The following is a 22,455-nucleotide window of genomic DNA, read 5'->3' as shown; positions in this document are numbered from 1 at the left end:
CGACCGCCGGTGACCCGGGGCGCCCGCCCGGCGCCCCGGCCCGCCCCCGACCGTCCCACTCCCTCCACCGTCCAGACACACCCGTCCCAGCCACACCCGAGCCGGCCGCCCCGCGCGGCCGGATGAAGGCGGACCTCATGAAGATCTTCCAGCCGATGCTCTTCGTCGGCCTGGGCGGCACCGGCGGCCTCGTCGGCGCCGAACTGGAGCGGCGACTGCGCGCCGAACTGTGCGGCCCCGACGGCACCGCCCTGGGCCACCTCGGCGACCTGGCGCCCTACCAGCTGCCGGACTGCCTGCAGTTCGTCTACGCCGACTTCAGCGAGGCGGACCTGGCCAGGCTGCCGCACGCCACCGTCGACCCGGCCCTGCGGGCCGCCTACAGCCGCACCTCGCGCGCCACCCACGACCTGTTGCCGAACTTCGACAGCTCGCCCGACGTCACCAAGATGCTCCGCGCCAGCCTCCCCGACGAGACCGCCGCCTGGCTGCCGCCGCGCAACAGCGAACCGCGCGTCACCCCGCTGAAGAACGGCGCCGGGCAGCTGCCCACGGTCGGTCGGGCCGGCCTGTTCGGCACCCTGCGCAACGGCCCGGACCCGGTGCTGGAGCCGCTGATGCAGGCCATCGACGCGCTCGCGCGCGCGGGCGGCGTGCTGAGCCAGCTCGGCGGCGGCCAGGTGTCCGGCTGCGACGTCTTCGTGGCCTTCTCGGTCGCGGGCGGCACCGGCGCCGGGATCTTCCTGGACTACCTCTACCTGATCAACCACGCCTTCCGGGAGAAGCGCTTCGACGGCGTCAAGATCTACCCGCTGGTGGTGATGCCGTCCGCGTTCCCGCCGGCGACCGGCGGCGGCCGCGAGGCGGAGCTGAACTCCGCCCGCGCCCTGGTGGACCTCTTCCGGCTGGTGGACGAGCAGAACGCGCCCGTCGAGGGCGCCGAACTCGGCGACCTCGACGAGGACCTGACGCTGCGGATCCGCTACCCGCACACCGCCCCGATCCGGCTGCGCACCGGCATCCTGCCGACCGCCTTCCTGTTCAACCGCACCGCCGGCATCCGCCAGGACGACCTGCGGCGCTCCATGGTGTCGCTGGTGATGTCGCTGATCGGCACCGAGCTCGGCGACGGCCGGCAGAGTTCCCGCGCCCGGGCCGACGACGACTACCAGACCTTCGCCGCGAGCTTCATCAACCGGGGGGTGCAGCGGGCGGCGATGGCGCCGTCCGGAATCGGCCGGCGGGGTGTCTCCACCAGCCTGGTCGCCTCCATGACCGCGCCCGTGGACGAGCTGGCCGCCCTGGTCTCGGGCCGGATCCTGCGCGCCTCGGTCGAGCAGCTGAGCGACCGTTCGCACCGCTCCGACCGGTCCGCGGAGGAGCTGGTCAAGCAGATGTTCGCCGACTCCGGCCTGGAGGACCTGCTGGAGCGGCCGGCGCTCGAACTGCAGCCGCTCGCCCCGGAGCCGCGCGGCAGCTCGGCGATCGAGACCGCGCTGGCCGCCCGGCTGAGCGACATGCAGTCCGAACTCGCCAACCTGGCCCGCCAGGTGGCGCTGCGCACCGCCGACATGGCGAGGGACTTCGCGCCGCGCAGGGCGGTGGACAAGCTGCTGGCCACGGTGGACCCGTTCACGGTCGAGCGGATCGTCAAGGGCGTTCCGCAGGAGGCGAACGACCTGGCCCGGCTCGGCTTCCTCGGGATGCTCGACAACCGCACCCGGATGCCCGCGCTGCCGCCGGGCACCCGCGACCAGCCGCCGTCCGTCCCGAGGATCAAGCGCCGGATCGGCGGGCTGGCCCAGCCGCGCTGGGGGGACGAGGACGTCCAGGCCGTGCTGCGCGCCCAGGACGCCTGGTACCGCTGGCGCAGCCGGCAGCTCTGGCACGACGGCTGGAAGAACCAGCAGCAGCGCTGGGAGCCGACCGCCCGGGCCCTGGACGCCGAGGTGAGCCGCCTGGTCTCGGCCTTCCGCAAGCACTCCGACCAGGAGCCGAGGGCGTTCGCCGAGCAGTCCCGGGTGCTGTACGAGGACCGCACCGGCGTCTCCTACCTGCTGCCGCCGCAGCGGGACCTCAAGCACTTCTACGACGACCTGGTGACCCGGCTCGCCGCCCGCGAGGGCCTGACCAACACCGAGGACCAGGCCGCCCTGCTGCTGCGGCTGGTCGGCGGCGACGAGTGGCGCGCCGCGAACACGGCGAGCCGGCGCAGCCCCGACGGCGCGGTCGGCGGTGTCAAGGCGGTCGTGGAGGCGGGCGTCAAGCGGCTCTTCGCCGAGAGCGGCGCGCAGTTGGAGGAGCGTCCGCTGCTGCCGTCCATGGGGGTGCTGCTGGCCGCGGCGGCGGGCAGCGCGGAGGAGGCCGAGCTGGTCAGCAAGGAGGCGCTGGAACAGTTCGGCCGCAAGCTGGCCGGCCTGCTGCCGGCCGGCTTCGTCCCGGAGGGCACCGGGCCGCTCAAGGCGCTGGTGACGTACCCGCGGGTCAAGAACGTCGACGAGGTCGAGGCGTTCCTGCGCAAGGAGCTGCGGCTGCCCAAGGACGCGCGGCCGGAGTTCCGCGGGGTCGACACGGAGTCGATCACGGTCGTGCTGTTCCGCAGCGAGATGAGCCTGACCGAGGTGCCCGAGGCCCGCAAGGTGCTGCGCCACTGGGCCAAGGTGAAGGACAACGAGCAGAGCGAGGACGTGCTGCGCTGGCGCCAGCGCCTCGGCCACCGGGACGACTGGCTGGTCTCCACCGAGGCGGACCGGCGCAACGTGCTGCACCGGCTGCTCTGCCTGCTGTGGAACGGCCAGGTGGACGTGCTGGAGGGGCCCGAGGACTCCCCGCAGCTGATCCGGCTGCGGCTGTTCCGCGAGCGCGGCACCGATGTGCCGGGTGTGCGGCTGCGCCTGGGCGAGCAGCAGAACGGCGTCTCCGGCTGGGCCGAGCTGCTGCGTGCCTACGAGCGCTGGACGGTGCTGGACGACGAGCGCACGGTCGGGGACTACTGCAGCCGGCTGATGAGCGCCCGCCCGGTCGGGCTGTCGCGTTCGGCCAGCCGGCCCGATCCGTTGTTCGTGCGGCTGGTCGAGCAGGTCGCGCCGCAGCAGCTGCGCATGCTCAAGTCCCGCCGGGAGATCGGCGGGGAGCGGGTCGAGGGCTGGTTCCGCCCTCTGTGGCAGTTCTGGGCGGAGACCCTGCCGGGGGCGCTGAGGCTCGACTTCGGCGACCAGCGTGCCGTGCAGCCGAACCTCGGCAGGCTGCTGGAGGTGATCCAGCGCGGCGAGCTGTCGCCGCGGCCGGTCGAGGACGTCGACGACGACGGGCCCGCCCACCAGCCGCGGGCCGTGCGCGAGGAGGACGACTGGGGCACCGTCCGGCCGGCCGAGGGGGGCGCCTGGCCCGGCACCGAGCAGGGCCGCGACGGCGACCGCAACGACGGCGACGGGCGGGACCGGCGTGCCGGCCGGGCCCACGACGGCGGACCGGACCGCGACTCCGACCGGCCCTACGCCGACGAGCGGTCCTACGCCGACGAGCGGCCCCACGAGGGCGAGCGGGGCGCCGACCCGGGCCGCGGGTCCGGGCGGGACCCCGGCCGCGACGGCGGCCACGAGCCGTCCCCGGAGTGGGCCGAGCCGCCGCTGCACAAACCGTCCGAGCCGCCGTACCGCCCGTCCTGGTGGGACGAGGACCCTGACGGACCGACCACGGACCGCCGGGGCGGTGAGCCCGCGTGAGCGCACCCCTGACCCAGTCCGCACCGGTCGTCCACCTCGACCTGCGCACGGACGAACTGGCCGGCACCGACCCGGCCGGCCTGCGGGCCGCCGTCTCGGCCCGCCTCGCCCGCCAGGGCCGGCCGCAACCGCACGACCAGCGGTTCCTGGTGGTCGACACCCCCGCCGGGCTGGCCGAGCACCGCACCCGGTACGAGCAGATCATGGGCTACCGCACCCCCGGCCGGGTGCACGTGCTCTGCCTGCTGGTGGGCGGCCTCTCGGCGAGTGCCTCCGAGGGCTACCCGGCCGAACGCCGGCTGGTGCGACCCGCCACCCTGCGCGGCCCCGAGGCCGGCCTGCTCTGGGCCGGCGACCTCCAGGCGGGCGACGGCCTCCAGGAGCCGGCCGCGCCCGACGACCCGCAGGCGCTGGCCGTCCTGGTCGACCTGCTCAGCATCCCCGAGGTGTACGACGAGACCCTGGACGTGCTGGGCGGCCTCCCCGAGGGGGTGGCCGCTCCGGGGCTGCGCGTCCTGGAACACGGCCTGTCCGCGGACGTCCGCAGCCAGGCGTGGAGCGAGGCGCTGCTGCGGTTCGCCGGCTCCCACACGGCCTCCCCCGCCGGACCGGCGGCCCGTACGGGCGGGGACCTGCCGCCCGCCCTCTCCTCGCTGGTCACCGGCGCCACCACCGGCAGCCCCGGCCGGCGCGAGGAGGGCGGAGCCGCCGCCCGCGCCCACCACGCGGCCGTCGACGCCCTGGCCGACGCCGAGACCGAGCTCGTCACCTTCGGCAGCCCCGCCGGCCTGCTCACCGGCGCCGGCCGGGCCGAGCTGGAGTCGGCGCTCGGCCGCGCCCGGGAAGCGCTGGACCGCTACCGCGAGGTGGTCGGGCAGGTACTGCGCAGCGACGGCGGGACGGCCGGCGTGCAGTCCGCCGCCGAGTCCTCGACCCGGCTCGCCCGGCTCGGGATGGCGGTGGCACCCGCCGGTACGAGCGGCGAGCGGATCGGTGACAGCCTGCGCAGCCTCGCCCTGGGGCTGCTGCGCGAAGGGCTGCCGCTGCGCTCGGTGGCCCAGCGCTTCGCCCTGCTCTCCGAGCAGGTGCAGCCGCTGTCCAACGCACCGCTGCTGGCCGACCTCGACCGGCTGCGCGCGCCCGAACCGGGCGAGCGCACGCTGGACCCCGACCCGCCGGGCAACGGCGTGCTCGCCGTGACGGGACTCCTCGGCGCCGCCGGCGGCCTCTGGACCTGGTCGGCCACGGCGGCCGCCCTCACCGTCCCCGTGCTGGTCGTGCTCGGCATGCTGCTGGTCGCCTTCCGCCTGCCCGGCGGCCCGGCCCGGCCGGCGGACGCCCGGCGGCTCGGTGCGGCCGCGCTCGCCGGCGCCGCCGTGGCCGCGGTGACCGCGCAGCTGGCCGGCCTTCCGGTCTGGTCGGCCGTGGCAGGCCTGCTGCTCGCGCTCGGGTGCTGGGCCTGGCTCCTGCTGAGGGCCTGGCACATGCACGCCCAGCGCTGGGGCCGCGAACGCGGCGTCACCCCGCTGCAGGACGAACTGAACGGCCTGGACGACCTGTTGGCCCGCGCCCTGCGCGAGTGCTGGGCCGTCGAGGAGCGGCGCTACTGCGCGGACGCCGCACTGTCCGTGGTCGGGGTGCTGCGGGCGACCGCCGAGGCCGCGGAGGACGAGGCGACGCGCGACCTCGCCTCCGACACGCCCGCAGCCACCGAGGAGGCGGCCGACGACTGGCTGAACGGGCCGGCCGAGGAGGGCGACGACGACCTGTCCTGGCAGGACGAGTTCGACTGGACCAGTGTCCCGCCGCGGCCCGACCGGTGGCCCGACGCCGGGCCGGACGAGCCCGCCGGAATCGGGGAGGCCGGTCCGGGCCCCGACGGGGAGGGCGCCTCCGGCTCCGGTCCCGGTCCGGTTGCCCGCCCCGGCGCACCGCGCTGGCTGGAGCGCGGCGAGGCCAAGGGCGGCCCCGACCTCGTGCCGACCCTGGCCGCCGACCTCACCGACGCCACCCTGACCGCCCTGGAGCCGTACTGGGGTGCGGTCGAGCGCGGCTACGCCGGCGACGCCGCACAGGAGCGGATCGCCGAGCGGGTCCGCGAACTCCTCGGCGTGGCCCGCGAACACCTGCGGCACAACGACGTGCTGCCCGCCCCGCCGTTCACCGCGCCGCACCGCGTCCGCAGCGGGCCCGCCGGTCTCCTGGGCATCGACGCCCGACGGGTCGCCGACCCGGCCACCGTCGACCCGGACGGGCAGGGCGTGGTCCAGCTGAGCTCCGCCGAGCAGCTGGACCTGCTCAGCCGCAACCCCGCGGCCGTCGCCCTGATCCGGTTCGCCCCGGAGGCCGCCCGCGACGGCTCCGCCGCCGGTTCGGCCGCCGACCCGGTCGTCGGCACGGCCGCGGGCCACCAGGAGAGCCGGGACGTCCGGACCGCGGCCGGCCGGTACGCCGGGATGCTGCGGCTGACCGCGCTGCGGGCCGGCGTCGTCGAGACCGTGCGGCCGCGGCACGACGCGCCGTCCGACACCGAGGAGGAGCAGTGGTGAGCGCCCCCGGGCCGGGCCCGCAGAGCGGCGGCCCCGCCCGTGCCGAGCCCGTCGAACTGTCCTTCCTCGATCCCGACGGGAGGCGGTGCCACGCCTGGGCCCGGTTCGGCTCCGATGCCGGCCCGTCGGCCCGGGGCCTGCCCCGGACGCGCAACGCGCTGCTGAACGAGCGCGTGCGGTGCGTCCAGGTCCGGATCGCCGACCCCGACGCGCCCGGCGCCGCCGAGGCGGCCCGCGCCGCGCTCGACACCGAGGCGGCGGCCGCGCTGCGGCTCCACCACGCCCTCGGGAGCCCCGGCGCCGCCCGGCCGTTCCCCGTCGTGATCGGCTACGAGCTCGACGTGGCCGAGCCGTTCGTGCTCTACCGGCCCCCGCGCGGCCGGACCGCCGACAAGCTGCACGGCCTCCCCAGCACCCACCTGCGCATCATCGAACGGGACCTGGTCGACGCCGTCGGCCTGCTGGCGGAGCTCGGCCTGGTCCACCACGGCATCACCCCGGCCACCGTCCGCTGGGACGGCTCGGAGATCCAGCTCTGGGGCCTGGACGCGGTGACGCACACCGGGCGGCCCCGCGCGCCCCGCGGCCCCGCGCCCTACGCACCGCCGGAGGTGCGCGGCGGGATCGGCCGCAGCGATCCCCGCGACGCCCTGTGGAGCGCCGCCCAGGTGATGTACCGCCTCGTCACCGGCCGGGCCGGCGACCCGGACCGGGCCCCGGCCGACCTGGCCGACCACCGGTCGCTCGCGCACACCATGGGGCCCTCGTTCGCCCCGCGGGCCTCCGACCGCCCCGCCCCGGCGGCCCTGCTCGGCCTGCTCGCCCCCGACCGGGCCCCCGCGGCCACCCGGCTGGCCGGCGACGGCCTCACCGCCCACCGGGCCGCGTTCGACCGGGCCCTCGCGCTCAAACGCTCCGCCGGCGCGGCGCCGCCCGGCGGAGCGGTCGGCCACGGCGGCGGCGGGCCGGAGCCGGAGCAGGCCACGGACGCCGCGCCCGGCGAGGTGCTCTGCCCGTACTGCCTGGAGCTGATCCGCTTCGACCCGGCCGCCCTCTACACCCCCGACGCCGTCCAGGAGCTCCAGCCGTACGACCTGGGGGCGCAGCGCAGTCCGCGGCTGCTCGCCGACGAGCTGCGCGGCGCCTTCCAGCTCTGCCAGGGCAACGCCGGCGTGCCGCCGCACCACATCCCCGTTCCCTACCTGACCAACGGGCGCCCGCTGACGGTCGCCATGATCGGGCAGTCCAACACCGGCAAGAGCCACCTGCTCACCCAGATGATCGCCGAGATCGCCGACGACCGGCTGAAGCCGTACGGCGTCAGCTGGCAGTCCGTCAACCCGGAACAGCACGCCAGCTTCCTCAACAACCGGGTGGTGCCGCTGCGCGACGGGAGGGTGCTCGCCCACACCGCCGGGCTCGGGCACAGCGAGTCCGCCCGCTTCGTGGAGTCCCTGCTGATCACCGACGCGCGGGGGCGGATCCGACCGCTGGCCTTCTTCGACCTCGCCGGCGAGGACCTGCTGCGCACCGACGCACTGCTGCGCTTCCTGCTCGGCATCGACGCCCTGGTCTTCGTCGTCGACCCCACGCTCGCCATGCCGCTCGCCCAGCTCGACGACATCCGCACCGCGCTCGGCCAGCACGTCAACCGTGACGGCGACCCGGCGTTCGCCACCGCCCTGGACCGCATCCCCAGGACCGGCCCCTACCTCACGGTCCCGTCCGCCGTCGTGGTCGCCAAGGCCGACCTGCTGCGATCCGAACCCCCCGTCGACCGCTGGCTCAGCGAACCGGGCCACACCCCGCTGAGCCGCCGACGGATCCACGAGGAGAGCCGCGACGTGTACGCACTGCTGGAGCGCCACGCCGGCAAGGCCTGGCTGCGCCCCTTCGACACCGCCCTGCACTGCACCCTGCACGTGGCCTCGGCGACCGGCGGACGGCAGGAGGACAGCCGCTACCCCCGCGGCGTCCGGGCCCAGCGGGTACTCGAACCCCTGCTCTCGCTGCTCGCGATGCACGGGATCGTCGAGCTGGCCGACGGCGGCCCCGGCGAGGAGGTGGACGCATGAGCACGCCCGGCACCGGCCCCCTCGACACCGTCGACCAGATCGCGTTCCGCTGGCAGGGCAACCAGGGCCGGCGGGGCTCCGGCACCGCCGCCGCGGCCTGGTCCTGCGCCAGGGAACGCGCCGAGGACCTCGCCCACGAGCTCGCCCCGATGCTCCGGGTCGACGACGCGCTGCGCCCCAGCATCGTCCGCACCGTCCTCCAGGACGGCGAGGCCGCCCTCGTCCAGCGGTGGCCCACCGCCGACGCCGGCGGCCGGCCCAACACCGCCGCGCACGTCCTGCTCGGGCCGGCCAACCTCCTCGGCCCCAGGACCTGCCTGGGCCTGCGGGACTGGACGTGGAGCCGGCAGGAGTTCGCCGAACAGGAGAGCGGCCGGTGCGATCCGGTGCCGCGGACCGCCCTGTGGGACGCCGCGGAACCGGCCTGGGCCGACACGCTGGCGCAGCTGCCCGACGTCCGTGAGGCGCTCACCGCCGCCACCGCCGCCCTGCTGCGCCGCCCAACGCACCGCCTCTCCCTGCGCAGCGACGCCTTGCCGGGCTGGCCGGGGGAGAACCGGTCCGGCGTCGTCATCGCCGGCCTGTACCAGGTCTTCGGCTACCGGTGGCTGGGCCGCGCGTGGACCTTCGCCACCTACGACATGACGGACCGTCACGACCTGATGGTCACCTGGGTGGCGGACTGGTCGACCGACTCGGGGCAGCAGCGGTCGCGCTACCGCATCGACCCGAGGCGCCCCGAGCCGGACCTCGCGCACGAGCTCGCGGGCCACCTGGTGGAGCGGTGCCTCGCCGCCACCGAGGAGGGCCGCCGGTCCGGGGGGCTGCCGGAGCTGACGCGGGAGCTGCCGGACGGCGCGGGGCTGCCGGCCGAGGCGCGGCTGCGGGAGCTCGCGGACGTGCTCGGCGTCCGGCCGCGGCGGCCCGGCGGCGGTTCCACGCCCGCCGCCCGGCCGGGCGAGCACCCGGTGCACACCGGCACCGGCCGGCCGGGGAGCCGGCGCACCACCGGGCCCGGCGGCTGGGCCGGTGACCGGGCCGAGGGCTGGACCGACGGCTGGACCGGCACCCGGGCCGACGGCCGGGCAGGCGACCGGCCGCACGAGGGGCCCGGCGACCGGCCCGGCGGCGCGCACACCGGGGGACGCCGCTACGAGGCGGCGGACGACCCCGACGAGGCGCCCCTGTACGAGGAGCCGGTGCACGAGACACCGCTGCCGGCCCCCGCTCCCTCGCCCTCGCCGCCCTCGCTGTCGCGGCTGCACGAGGACCTCCTGAGGATCGGCCCCGCCCCATCCGAGGCCGTGCGCCACGAGCTGGACCGGCGGATCGCCGTGCTGAGCGACAGGGACGTGCTCGGCCTCCTCGGGGAGGAGGCCCTCCCCTTCCCGGCGGTCAACCGGCTGCTCGACGGCCTGAGCCGCCGCGGGGGGCGCAGCGCGGAGCAGGCGTCCGAGCTCTGCGCCGAAGTCCTGCACCAGCGCCTCTACCTCTACCGACCCGGACTGGACCCGGTCGGCCACGACAGCGCGGACGACGACAGACTCGCGAAACGGGCCGCCTGGCTGTTCCGCTGGGCGGTGGCCCCCCACACCCGGGACCCCCACCACACCGAGGCGCTCGGGGCGTGGCTGGGCGAACTCGTCCGTCCCGGCACCGGCCTGGAGGCTCGACTGCTGCGCCGGCTGGTGCCACCCCCCGGCGAACAGGCAGAACCCGGCCTGCCGCCCGACCTGCCGCCCGAGCTCTGGCGCCGGCTGCTCCACGAGCTCGCTCCGGGCGCTCCGGGCACTCCGGGTGCAGCAGGCCGGGCGGGGCCGGCGGCCGTGTGGTCCAAGGCGCCCGCACCGCACGCGGGCCCCGCGTCCCCGGACCCGCCCGCGGCGGGGCAGCTCGCCGAGCCGCCCCCGGCGCCCGCGCCGCGGGCGGGTGCGCCGGGGCAGCCGGTTCAGCCGGTGGACCGACGTCCACCGCAGGCGCAGGCCCCCACGGCACCGGCGCGTGCCCCGGAGGCGGCAGTCGCTCCGGGGCCGGGCGTTCCCGCGCGCCCGTCGTTCGCGACCGCTGCGCCGCCCGAGCACCCTCCCCAGCCGCTGTACAACCAGCCGCACCACCAGGGCGACCAGCGCGACGACCTCCCGCGGATCGCGGCATTCGCCGTAGGTCTGCTGATCCTCCTGGTACTCGCCCTGACCGTTCTCTTCTCCCGTCACTGACCCCCGGCGGCCCGGCGCCGACGGGGGTCGGCCGCCGGGGAGCCCGGGCCGACGACCTGGCCGTCCGCCCCCGGGGAGTCGCACTCCCCGGGGGCGGACTTCACCACCCGGGGCTCGATCCGGAGAAGCGGACCAGGGGCCACGGCCTCCGGACGACGCAGGCGGGACGCCGAAGCCCGGCCTGCGGGGCCCGCGCACGCCGGGCCCCCGGATCGGAGGAGGCCGGCGTCCGGCGCGCCGGCCGAATACCCCCGCGCCACGGCCGGCACGGGTGATGGGCGCTCAGGTGGCGTCTGGAACTCCTGGACCGGCCCGCAGGCCGCGAGCCGGTCGAGACGCGCCGAGCGGGGCGTTCCGGCGGGTGGAAAGCCCGCGAGACCTGCGGAGGCTCACATGATCCCCCTCCGATGACCGCTCCTCACCTTGGCATGCCAGGGTCATATTCACCGGGCCCCACGGGCCACCCGCCCGCCGGGCAGAGGGCCGCCGCGCAGGCGCAGCCCCTCACTCCGATGCGTGTATCGCTCTCTTGACTGGCGTCACCAGAGCGCCATACTGGCCTCACTCCCCGCTCGCCGAAGAGGTGCCGCCACATGGAGCTCACACCCTCAGCGCATCTGGACACGTTCTGCCGCGACAGCCTTCCGCCGCTCGACCAGTGGCCGGAGTTTCTCTTCGAACTGCCCGAGCTGGCCTATCCGGACCGGCTCAACTGCGCGCACGCGCTGCTCGACGAGACGATCGAGCGCCTCGGCCCCGACCGGCCCTGCCTGCTCACCCCGACGGAGCAGTGGACCTACGGCGAACTGCGCGAGCACGCCGACGCGGTGGCCCGGGTCCTGACCGAGGACCTGGGCCTTGCCACCGGCAACCGCGTGCTGCTGCGCGGCCCCAACACCCCCTGGCTGGTGGCGTGCTGGCTCGGCGTGCTGAAGGCCGGCCTGGTGGCGGTCACCACCATGCCGCTGCTGCGGGCGCCCGAGCTGACCGCGATGATCGAGATCAGCCTGCCGGTCGCGGCGCTGTGCGACCACCGCAACCTGGCCGAGCTGGAACGGGCCGCCACGCCCGGCCTCGCCGTCCTGGCCTACGGCGGCCCCGGACCGGACGACCTCACCGCCCGCTGCGCCGCCCGGCGCGGCCCCTTCACCGCCGTGCCCACCGCCGCCGACGACGTGGCGCTGATCGCCTTCACCTCCGGCACCACCGGCCGGCCCAAGGCCACCCTCCACTTCCACCGCGACGTCCTGGCCAACGCCGACACCTTCTCCCGGCACGTGCTGCGGCCCACCCCCGACGACCTCTTCGCCGGCACGCCGCCGCTCGCCTTCACCTTCGGCCTCGGCGGGCTGGTGGTCTTCCCGCTGCGGGCCGGGGCCGCCACGCTGCTGCTGGAACAGACCGGCCCGGAGGAGCTCGCCGAGCAGGTCGCCCGGCACCGGGTGAGCGTGCTGTTCACCGCGCCGACCGCCTACCGGGCGATCCTGGCCGCCGGGCTGGCCGACCGGCTGGCCGGCGTGCGGCGCTGCGTCTCGGCCGGCGAGCACCTGCCGGCCTCCGTCTGGCAGGCCTTCCACGCGGCCACCGGACAGCGGCTGGTCGACGGGATAGGCGCCACCGAGCTGCTGCACGTGTTCATCTCCGCCGCCGACGGTGACATCCGCCCCGGCGCGACCGGGCGGCCCGTCCCGGGCTACCGGGCCGCCGTGCTCGACGCCGACGGCTCGCCGGTACCCGACGGCCGGCCGGGCCTGCTCGCCGTCAAGGGCCCCACCGGGTGCCGCTACCTGCGCGACGAGCGCCAGCTCGGCTACGTCCGCAACGGCTGGAACCTCACCGGCGACACCTACGTCCGCGACCCCGACGGGTACTTCTGGTACCAGGCGCGCACCGACGACATGATCGTCTCCGCCGGCTACAACATCGCCGGGCCCGAGGTCGAACAGGTGCTGGCCGGCCACCCGGACGTGCTGGACAGCGCGGTGGTCGGCGCACCCGACGAGCGGCGTGGCAGCGTCGTCAAGGCGTACGTGGTGCTGCGCGAGGGCGTGCCGGCCGGGCCGGAGACGGAGCGGGAGCTCCAGGAGCACGTCAAGCGGACGATCGCGCCGTACAAGTACCCGCGCGAGGTCGAGTTCGTCACCGAGCTGCCGCGCACCGCGACCGGCAAGCTGCACCGGGCCGAGCTGCGCCGCCGGGCCGCCGCGCGGCCCGCCAGCGTGGCGGTGGGGCGGCGGGTGGAGTGGTCGGACACCGACGCGGCCGGGCACTACCACTTCTCGGCGGTGCAGCGCTGGGTCGAGGCGGCCGAGGCGGTGCTGCTGCGCCGGCTCGGGCTGGCCGGGCTGTTCGGCCGGATCCCACGGGTGCACTTCGAGGCCGACTACCGCGAACGCCTCTGGTTCGGCGATCCGGTCCGCACCGAGCTGCGGGTCCTGCGGGTCGGCGGCTCCTCGCTGCACTACGCGTTCGAGGTGCACGGCCCGCAGGGCCTGGCCGCCGCCGGGCGGATGTCGGTGGTGCACGCCGCCGCGCAGGCCAAGGGCGCCGAGCCCTGGCCCGCCGAGGTGCGCCGGGCGCTCGCCGAATCCGGTCCGCAGCAGCCGGAGGAGTACCGATGAGCGACGCAGGGGTGCCGGCAGGCGCAGCGGTGCCGGCAGACGCCGGAGGGCTCCCGGTGGGCGACGGGGTGCGGCGGGTCGCGGTGATCGGCGCCGGGCCCGGCGGGCTCTACTTCGCCGCGCTGGCCAAGAAGTTGGCGCCGCACCGGGAGATCACGGTGTGGGAGCGCGACGACCGCGACGACGCGTTCGGCTTCGGCGTGGTCTTCTCGGACGAGACGCTGGACGGCATCGCCCAGGCCGACCCGCAGGTCTTCGCCGCCCTGTCGGCCGAGTTCGCCCGCTGGAGCGACATCGACGTCCGGTACGCCGGCCAGGTGCGCACCTGCGGCGGGCACGGCTTCGCGGCGCTGGACCGCAACCGGCTGCGCGCGGTCCTGCAGGAGCGCTGCGCCGAGCTGGGGGTGGACGTGCGCTACCGCACGCCCGCGCCGCCGGTCGCCCGGCTGGCCGCCGAGTACGACCTGGTGGTCGCCGCCGACGGGGTGCGCTCGGCGACCCGCGCGGCCTTCGCGGAGGCCTTCCGGCCCGAGCTCGACGAGCGGCACTGCCGCTACATCTGGCTCGCCACCGACAAGGTCTTCGAGGCCTTCACGTTCATCGTGGAGCAGCACGACTTCGGCGCCCTGCAGGTGCACGCCTACCCGTACGGCGACCGGCGCTCGACCTTCATCGTGGAGATCGCCGAGGAGGCGTGGCACAAGGCCGGCTTCGACGCCCTGGCCGGGCGGGAGTCGAGGCGCGGGGAGAGCGACCTGGCGAGCGTGCGGCGGTGCGAGCAGCTGCTCGCCGGGCACCTGGACGGACACCGGCTGATCCCCAACGCCTCGCGCTGGATCCGCTTCACCACCGTGCGCAACGCGCGCTGGCACCACCGCAACGTGGTGCTGCTCGGGGACGCCGCGCACACCGCCCACTTCTCGATCGGCTCGGGCACCAAACTGGCCCTGGAGGACGCCCTCGCGCTGGCTGCCGCGCTGCACGAACAGCCGGTGCTGGAGCACGCGTTGACGGCCTACGAGACCGGGCGACGGCCGGTGGTGGAGTCCGCGCAACGGGCCGCGCAGGCGAGCCTGGAGTGGTTCGAGACCGTCGGGCGGCACACCGGCCAGGGCGCCGGGCAGTTCGCCTTCAACCTGCTCACCCGCAGCCGCCGGGTCACGTACGGCAACCTGCGCGCCCGGGACGCCGCCTTCGTGGACTCCGTCGACGCCGACTTCGCCGACGCCGACCTCGTCGACGCTGACCTCGCCGACACGACGAACGGCGACGCGACGAACGGCAACGCGCCGGGCGGCGACGCAACCTCCCCCGGCGGCGCGGGCGTTCCGCCGATGTTCCGGCCGCTGCGGCTGGGCGGGCTGCAGCTGCGCAACCGGATCGTGGTGCCGCCGCTGGCCACCTTCACCGCCGTGGACGGGCTGCCCAGCGGCTTCGACCGGGCCCAGCTCGCCGCCCAGGCCCTCGGCGGCGCCGGTCTGGTCTTCACCGGCATGACCGCGGTCAGTGCGCAGGGCCGGGCCACCGGACGCTGCCCGGGCCTGTGGTCGGACGCCCAGGAGGCGGCCTGGCGTGCGCTGGTGCGCTCGGTCCGCGAGCTCGGCGACACCCCGCTGGGCATCCAGCTGACCCACGCCGGGCGGCGCGCGGCGAGCAACGTGCCCGGCCCGGACGGGATCGGGCACCCGCTCGCGGACGGCTGGCCGACGCTGGCCGCCTCTCCCCTGCCCTGGGAGCCGGCCGGCCCGCCCCCGCGCGAGGCCGGCGCAGCGGAACTCGCGGGCGTGGCCGCCGACTTCGCCGCCGCCGCGGCCCGCGCCGACCGGGCCGGATTCGACGTGCTGGGCCTGCAGTTCGGCCACGGTCACCTGGTCTCCGGGTTCCTCTCCCCGCTGACCAACCACCGCACCGACCGCTACGGCGGCCCGCTGGAGCACAGGCTGCGGCTCGCGCTGGAGGTGCTCGACGCGGTGCGGGCCGCCTGGCCGGCCGGAAAGCCGATCGTGGTGCGGATCTCGGCCGCCGACTGGGCGCCGGGCGGCACCACCGAGGCGGAGGCGGTGGCGATCTGCCGGGCGCTGGCCGCCGCCGGAGCGGACGCGCTGGACGTCTCCACCGGCGAGGTGGTCGCGCACCAGAGGGTGCCGTACGGGCGCGGCTACCAGGTGCCGTTCGCCGACCTGGTCCGCAACGCGACCGGGATCCCGACCGTCGCGGTCGGCGCGATCTCCGGTCACGACGACGCCAACTCGGTGCTGCTGGCCGGCCGGGCCGACCTGGTCGCGGTCGGCCGGGCCCAGCTGTACGACCCGCTGTGGACGCTGCACGCCGCGGCCGAGCAGGGCTACACCGGCCCCGGGGCGCGCTGGCCGCAGCCCTGGCAGGCGGGCAGCCGCCGGCCGCCCGGGCCCGGCGCGGACCGGGTCGCGCCGCGGCTGCGGCTGCTGCCCGAGGCGGCCGCGCCGGTGCACCGCCGCTGGCTGCCCGACCGTCCTGACGACCCGCCGCCGGAGCGGGCGCCGGCCCGACCGGCGGACCGGCCCGGCCGGAAGACCACCGAGCCCGTACCGAACTGAGGGAGGACCGGATGCCCCACCTGCCCCGCTTCACCGCCGCCGCCGTCCAGGCCGCCCCCGTCTACCTCGACCCGGACGCCACCGTCGCCAAGGCCGTCGCCCTGATCGCCGAGGCCGCCGCGCACGGCGCCGCGCTGGTGGTCTTCCCCGAGGTCTTCGTGCCCGGTTACCCGTACTGGAACTGGACGATGAACCCACTCCAGGGGTCCCCCTGGTTCGAACGCCTCTACCACGCCTCGGTCGACGTGCCCGGCCCGCAGGTGGACGCGCTGTGCGCCGCCGCCCGCCGGGCCGGCGTGGTCCTGGTGATCGGTGTCAACGAGCGCGGCCGGCACGGCGTCGGCACGCTGTACAACACGCTGCTCACCATCGGCGCGGACGGCCGGCTGCTCGGGGTGCACCGCAAGCTCGTGCCGACCTGGGCCGAGAAGCTGACCTGGGCCCAGGGGGACGGCAGCTCACTGGTGGTGCACCGGACACCGGTCGGCCCGCTCGGCGTGCTCGCCTGCGGCGAGAACACCAACCCGCTGGCCCGCTTCACCCTGCTCGCCCAGGGCGAACTGGTGCACGCCGCGAGCTACATCGCGCTGCCGGTCGCGCCCGAGGACTACGACATGGCGGAGGCGATCGCGCTGCGCGCGGCCGCGCACTGCTTCGAGGGCAAGGTGTTCACCGTGGTCTCCTGCTCGACGATCTCGCCCGAGATCGTCGACCTGGTGGCCGGCGAGGACCAGCAGGTACGCAAGCAGCTCGCCCGCCCGCGCGCCGCGCTCTCCGGCGTCTTCGGCCCGGACGGGCGCCCGGTCACCGAGCCGCTGGTCGACGAGGAGGGCATCGTCTACGCCGAGATCGACCTCGCCCGGTGCGTCCGGCCCAAGCAGATGCACGACATCGTCGGCCACTACAACCGGTTCGACGTCTTCCGTCTGCACGTCGACAACCACCCGCACCTGCCGGTGACGTTCCCCGACGGACACCGGCCCGACGCCCCGCAGGAGCCCGGCTCCCACCAGGAGGAAGCGTGAACGACTACGACGACACCCGGCTGGGCCGGGCCAGGGTCGGGGACAGCCCCGAACTCGCCGCCTACTACGAGGAGCTGGCCAAGCAGGAGGCGGGCGCGCTCTGGACGGTGGCCAACGAGATCGAGCCCTGGTACCCGCAGCCCAGGTCCGTCCCGGTGCTCTGGCGCTACGCGGACCTGGCGCCGCTCGTCCGCAAGGCGCTGCCGCTGGTCCGGGCGGACGACGCCGGCCGGCGGGTGGTGATGCTGGTCAACCCCGGCCGGCGCGAGCTGAGCGCGGCCGTCGGACTGCTCTACACCGGCCTGCAGATCATGGGCCCCGGCGAGGCGATGACCGCGCACCGCCACCAGGCCGCCGCACTGCGCTTCGTCCACGAGGGCACCGGCGCCTGGACGATCGTGGACGGCCAGAAGCTCAAGGTCGGGCCGCGCGACTTCGCGATCACGCCGAACAACACCTGGCACGAGCACGGCAACGAGGACTCGGACGAACCGGTGATCTGGCAGGACGGGCTGGACATCCCGCTCGTCAACGCGCTCGACGCCGGCTTCTACGAAGTCCACCCCGAGCTGTACCAGCGGCCCGGCACGGTCGTGAACTCCTCGCTGCTCAGCTACGCCGGCACGCTGCTGCCGTACGGCGCCGAGAAGTGGGGCCGCCCGTACTCCCCCCTGCTCGGCTGGCCCTGGGGGCCCAGCTACGAGGCCCTGTGCCGGCTGGCCCGGGCCGGCGAGGGGTCCCCGTACGACGGCGTGATCATGGAGTACGCCAACCCGGTCACCGGCGGTTCGGTGATGCCGACCATGAGCGCCCACCTGCAACTGCTGCGGCCGGGCCAGGCCACCCTCGCGCACCGGCACACCGGCTCGGTCGTCTACACGGCGGCCAAGGGCCGCGGCGTCTCGGTCATCGCCGGGCGGCGCTTCGAGTGGCAGCAGGGCGACATCTTCGTGGTGCCGTCCTGGGCCTGGCACGAGCACGCGAACGCCGACCCCGGCGAGGACGCCTGCCTCTTCTCGTTCAACGACTTCCCGGTGATGCGCTCCCTCGGCATGTACCGCGAGGAGGCGCACCCGGACAACGGCGGCCACCACCCCGTCCTTCCGTAAGGAGCTTTCGATGCACCTGCTCAGCTACCGCACCGGCGGCAGCGACACCCCGCGCCTCGGCGCTCGGACCGGCGACCGGGTGGCCGACCTCGCCGCGCTCGCCACCGCCGCCGGCGCCGAACTGCCCGGCGACCTGGCCGCGCTGATCCGGGCCGGCGAGCCCGCCCTCGCCACCGCCCGCGCGCTGCTGGCCGGCGCGGCGGCCGGCGCGTCGCTGCCGCTGGCCGAGGTCACGCTCTGTGCGCCGCTGCGCCCCGGCAAGGTCGTCGGCGTCGGCCTCAACTACGTCGAGCACGTCGCGGAGTCGCACCGCTCGCTCGACACCGAACGCGAACTGCCCGACCGTCCGGTGCTGTTCGGCAAGCCGGCCACCGCCGTCACCGGCCCCGGGCAGCCGATCCTGCACAACGCCGACCTGACCAAGCAGCTCGACTGGGAGTGCGAACTGGCCGTGGTGATCGGCCGCACCGCCCGCCGGGTCACCGAGGCCGAGGCGCTGCGGCACGTCTTCGGCTACAGCATCGTCAACGACGTCAGCGCGCGCGACCAGCGCCGCTCCGGGCAGTGGTTCTTCTCCAAGGGACAGGACTCCTACTGCCCGTTCGGACCGGTCGTGGTCACCGCCGACGAGATCCCCGACCCGCAGAACCTCGACCTCTCGCTCAAGGTCAACGGTGTGACCAAGCAGGACTCCAACACCCGCCACATGCTCTTCGGCGTCGCCCGGCTGATCGCCGACATCTCCTCCGGCATGACCCTGGAGCCCGGCGACGTGATCGCCACCGGCTCGCCGTCGGGCGTCGGCGCAGGTCTGGTGCCACCGCAGTTCCTGCAGCCCGGCGACCTGGTGGAGGCCACCGTCGAGCGGATCGGCACGCTCGCCAACCCGGTCGTCGACGCCCGCGGTGACGAGGCCCGTGGTCACGAGGCCCGCGGTCACGACGCCCGCACCGGCGGCGCCCGGCTCGACGACGAAGGGGCGGACGCATGACCACCTACCGGATCGGCCAGATCGTCCCGAGCTCCAACGTCACCATGGAGACCGAGGTCCCCGCCCTGCTGCGGGCCCGGGAGGCGGTCGCCCCCGAACGCTTCACCTTCCACTCCAGCCGGATGCGGATGACCAAGGTCACCCCCGAGCAACTGCGCGCGATGGACGCCGACTCGGACCGCTGTGCGCTCGAACTCTCCGACGCCCGGGTCGACGTGCTCGGCTACGCCTGCCTGGTGGCCGTCATGAGCACCGGGCCCGGCTACCACCGGGAGTCCGAGCAGCGGCTGCACCGGCGCACCGTCGAGAACGGCGCGCCGGCGCCGGTGGTGACCAGCGCCGGCGCCCTGGTGGCCGGGCTGCACGTGCTCGGGGCGAAGAAGGTCGCCCTGGTCGCGCCCTACCTCCGGCCGCTCGCCCGGACCGTGGTGGACTACCTGGCGCACGAGGGCATCACGGTGACCGACCACGCGGCCCTGGAGATCCCCGACAACCTGGCGGTCGCCGCCCACGACCCGGCCCGGCTGCCCGGGATCGCCGCACGCCTCGCGCACGCCGAGGCGGACGCCGTGGTGCTCTCCGCCTGTGTGCAGATGCCCTCGCTGGCGGCCGTCGAGGAGGCCGAGCAACTGCTCGGCAAACCGGTGGTCTCGGCGGCGATCTGCACCGTCCACCAGTTGCTGCGCGCGCTCGGGCTGCCCGCCTTCGCACCGGGGGCGGGGTCGCTGCTCTCCGGCGCCTACGCCGAAAGCACGGCACCGGCCCACGGGGCGCCCGCCGCACCGCCGTCCCGCCCGCCGGCGACCGTCCCGCAGCCGCCCACCGCACCGCCGTCCGGACCACTCGGCTGCGCTCCGACAGTATGATCAGGCCGGGCGGTCGGCAGGCGTGACCGCCCGGGACCGGCGCACACGCCGTACGGGAGGAGGGCCGCCATGCCGGAGAACGCGTCACGCCCCAGCTCCCTGATCCACACGATCTACGGCGAGTTCGTCCGCCGGCTCGGCGGCTGGATCTCGATAGCCGACCTGATCGCCCTGATGGCGGAGCTGGACGTCGACGCTCCGGCCGTCCGGTCGGCGATCTCGCGGCTGAAGAAGGCCGGCACACTGCTGCAGGAGCGGCGCGAGGGCACCGGCTACCGGCTGAGCCCGGCGATGGGCCCGGTCTTCGACGAGGGCGACCGCCGGATCTTCCACAGCCTCGGGCCCGCCGAACTCGCCGACGGCTGGGTGGTCGCGGTCTTCTCGGTGCCCGAGTCGGAGCGGGCCAGCCGCCACCAGCTGCGGTCCCGGCTGAGCTGGCTCGGCTTCGGCAACGCCGCCCCCGGGGTCTGGCTGGCACCCGCCCGGGTGCTGCCGGACGCCCGGCTGCTGCTGGAGCGGCTCGGGCTGAGCGCGTACGTCCACCTCTTCCTCTCCGAGTACGCCGGGTTCGCCGAACTGCGCTCGGCGGTCGGCTCCTGGTGGGACTTCCCGGCGATCGAGGAGCAGTACGCCGAGTTCACCGGGGCCTGGGGCCAGGTGGCCGCCGACCTGCGCCCGTCCCCGCGGATCGAGGCGGTCGAGGCGTTCCGCGCGTACGTCCCGATGCTCACCCAGTGGCGCCGTCTGCCCTACCTCGACCCGGGACTGCCGGAGCCGCTGCTGCCGGCGGAGTGGAACGCCGTCGCGGCCCGCGCGGTCTTCACCGAACTGCACGGCCTGCTCGCCGGGCCCAGCCTGCGGCACGTCGAGAAGCTCACCGGGCTCTCCCAGCCCCGGCCGGACCCGACCTGACCCGACCTGACCCGACGCGACCTGGCCTGACCCGACCCGTACCCCAGCCGACCGCCGTAACGCCGGAGGATCCGCCGTGACCGACCACGCCCCCGCCGACCTGCTGATCCGCTCCGGCGCCGTGCACACGCTCGTCCCCGGCGAGGCACCGCACCGGGCACTGGCCGTCACCGGCGAACGGATCACCGCACTGTCCCCCGCGGCCGACGGCCTGGACCACCTGATCGGCCCGGGGACGGACGTGCTGGACCTGCCCGGCACGACCGTGCTGCCCGCCTTCGACGACACCCACACCCATCTGATCCTCGCCGCGCACAGCGTCCACGACGTCCCGGTGCACCGGGCCCGCGACCTCGACGGGTTCCTCGGCCTGATCCGTGAGCGGGCGGCGAACACGCCCCCCGGGCAGTGGATCCGCACCACGATCAACTGGCAGGAGGTCAACCTCGCCGAACAGCGCCTGCCCCGCACCGAGGAGTTGGACGCGGCCACCGACGAACACCCGGTGCTGGTGCGGCGCGGCGCCTACAACATGGTGCTCAACACCCCGGCACTGCGGCTGGCCGGCATCACCGCCGCCACCGAGGCCCCGCCCGGCGGCGTGATCGAGCGGGACGAGCGGGGCCGGCTGACCGGCCGGCTGGTCGACAAGGCGGTCGCACTGGCCGAACGGGTACTGCCGCGCCCGGCACTCGCCGACCGGATCGAGGGCCTGCGGGCCGCGTCCGCCGACTACGCCGCGACCGGGATCGGCACGGTCCGCGACTGCCTCGTGCCGGTCGAGGACCTCGAGGTGCTGCGCGCGGCCCGGGAGGCCGGTGCCCTGAGCGTGCGGGTGCGGGCCCTGGTCTCCGGATTCGGCGCCCGCACGCCCGGGCAGGTGGACGAACTGCTCGACCGGATGGAGCCCTGGCGTGCCGGGGGCGACGCCTGGCTGAGCGTCTGGGGCGTCAAGTTCGGCATCGACGGCGGCATCGAGGCGGGTGCGCTGGACGAGCCGTACGAAGGCCGCCCGTGCTACCACGGCACGCTGCTCTGGGACCGGCAGGAGCTGGTCGCGGCGGTCGGACGCGTGGTCGCGCGCGGCTGGCGGGTCGGCGTCCACGCCTGGGGTGACCGCGGGCTGCGCACGCTGCTGGACGTGTTCGAGCAGGTGATCAAGGACCACCCCGGTCTGGCCCCGGGCACGCTGGTGGTCGAGCACGGCGGGCTGGCCCGCCCGGACCAGCGCGCGCGCGCGATCGCGCTCGGCGTCCCGGTCACGGTGCAGCACCCGCTGCTGCACGATGCGGCGACCGCCCAGATCCGGGCCTGGGGCGGCGAGCGGGTGCGTGGCATCTTCCCGCTGCGCGAGTGGCTGGACGAGGGCGCGCTGCTCGCGGCCGGCTCCGACTTCCCGGTCGGGCCCTACGGCGCGATGGTCTCGGTCTGGGGCATGACCACCCGGCAGACCGTGGCCGGCGCGCAGGGCGTCGAGCACGCGATCACCCGGGCCGAGGCGATCGGGCTGCACACGGTCGACGCGGCCCGGCTGCTGGGCGAGAGCGGAGCACGCGGCAGCCTGCGGCCCGGGGCCCTGGCGGACCTGACCCTGTGGCCCGCCGACCCGTTCGACTGCCCGCCGGACGAGCTGGCGGGGCTGCGGCCGGTCCGCACGGTGCTCGGGGGCCGGACGGTGCACCGGATCTGACGGGTGCCCGGGCGGCGGGAGCGGCCCTGACGGGGCCCGGCCGGCGGGGCCGGACCTGACGAGTGCCCGGCCGGCCGGAGCAGCCTGACGGGGCCCGGCC

At 75.8% G+C, this 22,455-nt stretch carries 12 protein-coding genes and 1 pseudogene; all 13 read left to right on the top strand.

What is annotated here, in order from left to right; translation table 11 throughout:
- The first annotated feature begins 137 nt into the window (after positions 1-137).
- The 13 genes and pseudogenes from ACZ5WK_RS26220 to ACZ5WK_RS26160 all read left to right on the top strand — a co-directional run bounded on the left by ACZ5WK_RS26220 (position 138) and on the right by ACZ5WK_RS26160 (position 22,355).
- Positions 138-3,725 carry a tubulin-like doman-containing protein gene (locus ACZ5WK_RS26220; RefSeq protein ID WP_465550642.1) on the top strand — a complete coding sequence of 1,196 codons (3,588 nt, stop codon included), beginning with the start codon at positions 138-140 and terminating at the stop codon, positions 3,723-3,725.
- A complete protein-coding gene (locus ACZ5WK_RS26215) occupies positions 3,722-6,274 on the top strand; it encodes a hypothetical protein (protein WP_465550640.1) in 2,553 nt (850 codons plus the stop codon). The genes ACZ5WK_RS26220 and ACZ5WK_RS26215 overlap by 4 nt, the downstream gene beginning before the upstream one ends.
- Positions 6,271-8,349: a protein kinase family protein gene (locus tag ACZ5WK_RS26210; RefSeq protein ID WP_465550638.1), complete on the top strand. Its 2,079-nt coding sequence runs from the start codon at positions 6,271-6,273 to the stop codon at positions 8,347-8,349. The genes ACZ5WK_RS26215 and ACZ5WK_RS26210 overlap by 4 nt, the downstream gene beginning before the upstream one ends.
- Positions 8,346-10,565: a hypothetical protein gene (locus ACZ5WK_RS26205; protein ID WP_465550636.1), complete on the top strand. Its 2,220-nt coding sequence runs from the start codon at positions 8,346-8,348 to the stop codon at positions 10,563-10,565. The genes ACZ5WK_RS26210 and ACZ5WK_RS26205 overlap by 4 nt, the downstream gene beginning before the upstream one ends.
- A gap of 593 nt (positions 10,566-11,158) precedes the next feature.
- A pseudogene (locus ACZ5WK_RS26200) lies at positions 11,159-12,769 on the top strand (AMP-binding protein); the annotation flags it as partial.
- A gap of 15 nt (positions 12,770-12,784) precedes the next feature.
- Positions 12,785-13,186 carry an acyl-CoA thioesterase gene (locus ACZ5WK_RS26195; protein WP_396321300.1) on the top strand — a complete coding sequence of 134 codons (402 nt, stop codon included), beginning with the start codon at positions 12,785-12,787 and terminating at the stop codon, positions 13,184-13,186.
- Positions 13,183-15,762, top strand: a complete 2,580-nt coding sequence (locus tag ACZ5WK_RS26190; protein WP_465550634.1) for an oxidoreductase — start codon at positions 13,183-13,185, stop codon at positions 15,760-15,762. Before ACZ5WK_RS26195 ends, ACZ5WK_RS26190 begins: the two co-directional genes overlap by 4 nt.
- 11 nt (positions 15,763-15,773) lie before the next feature.
- Positions 15,774-16,787 (top strand): carbon-nitrogen hydrolase family protein, encoded by a 1,014-nt coding sequence (locus ACZ5WK_RS26185; protein WP_465550632.1) that lies wholly within the window; start codon positions 15,774-15,776, stop codon positions 16,785-16,787.
- Positions 16,784-17,896: a cupin domain-containing protein gene (locus ACZ5WK_RS26180; protein WP_465550630.1), complete on the top strand. Its 1,113-nt coding sequence runs from the start codon at positions 16,784-16,786 to the stop codon at positions 17,894-17,896. Before ACZ5WK_RS26185 ends, ACZ5WK_RS26180 begins: the two co-directional genes overlap by 4 nt.
- A 10-nt stretch (positions 17,897-17,906) precedes the next feature.
- A complete protein-coding gene (locus ACZ5WK_RS26175; protein WP_465550628.1) occupies positions 17,907-18,887 on the top strand; it encodes a fumarylacetoacetate hydrolase family protein in 981 nt (326 codons plus the stop codon).
- Positions 18,884-19,753: a maleate cis-trans isomerase family protein gene (locus ACZ5WK_RS26170; protein WP_465550626.1), complete on the top strand. Its 870-nt coding sequence runs from the start codon at positions 18,884-18,886 to the stop codon at positions 19,751-19,753. Before ACZ5WK_RS26175 ends, ACZ5WK_RS26170 begins: the two co-directional genes overlap by 4 nt.
- 69 nt (positions 19,754-19,822) lie before the next feature.
- Positions 19,823-20,665 (top strand): PaaX family transcriptional regulator, encoded by an 843-nt coding sequence (locus ACZ5WK_RS26165; RefSeq protein ID WP_465550624.1) that lies wholly within the window; start codon positions 19,823-19,825, stop codon positions 20,663-20,665.
- 76 nt (positions 20,666-20,741) lie between these two features.
- Positions 20,742-22,355 carry an amidohydrolase gene (locus ACZ5WK_RS26160; RefSeq protein WP_465550622.1) on the top strand — a complete coding sequence of 538 codons (1,614 nt, stop codon included), beginning with the start codon at positions 20,742-20,744 and terminating at the stop codon, positions 22,353-22,355.
- The last annotated feature ends 100 nt before the right edge of the window (positions 22,356-22,455 follow it).

The organism is Kitasatospora sp. NPDC032757 (assembly GCF_055579305.1).
The sequence above is the reverse complement of the archived record's forward strand: the minus strand, read 5'-3'. Positions and strand labels throughout refer to the sequence as shown.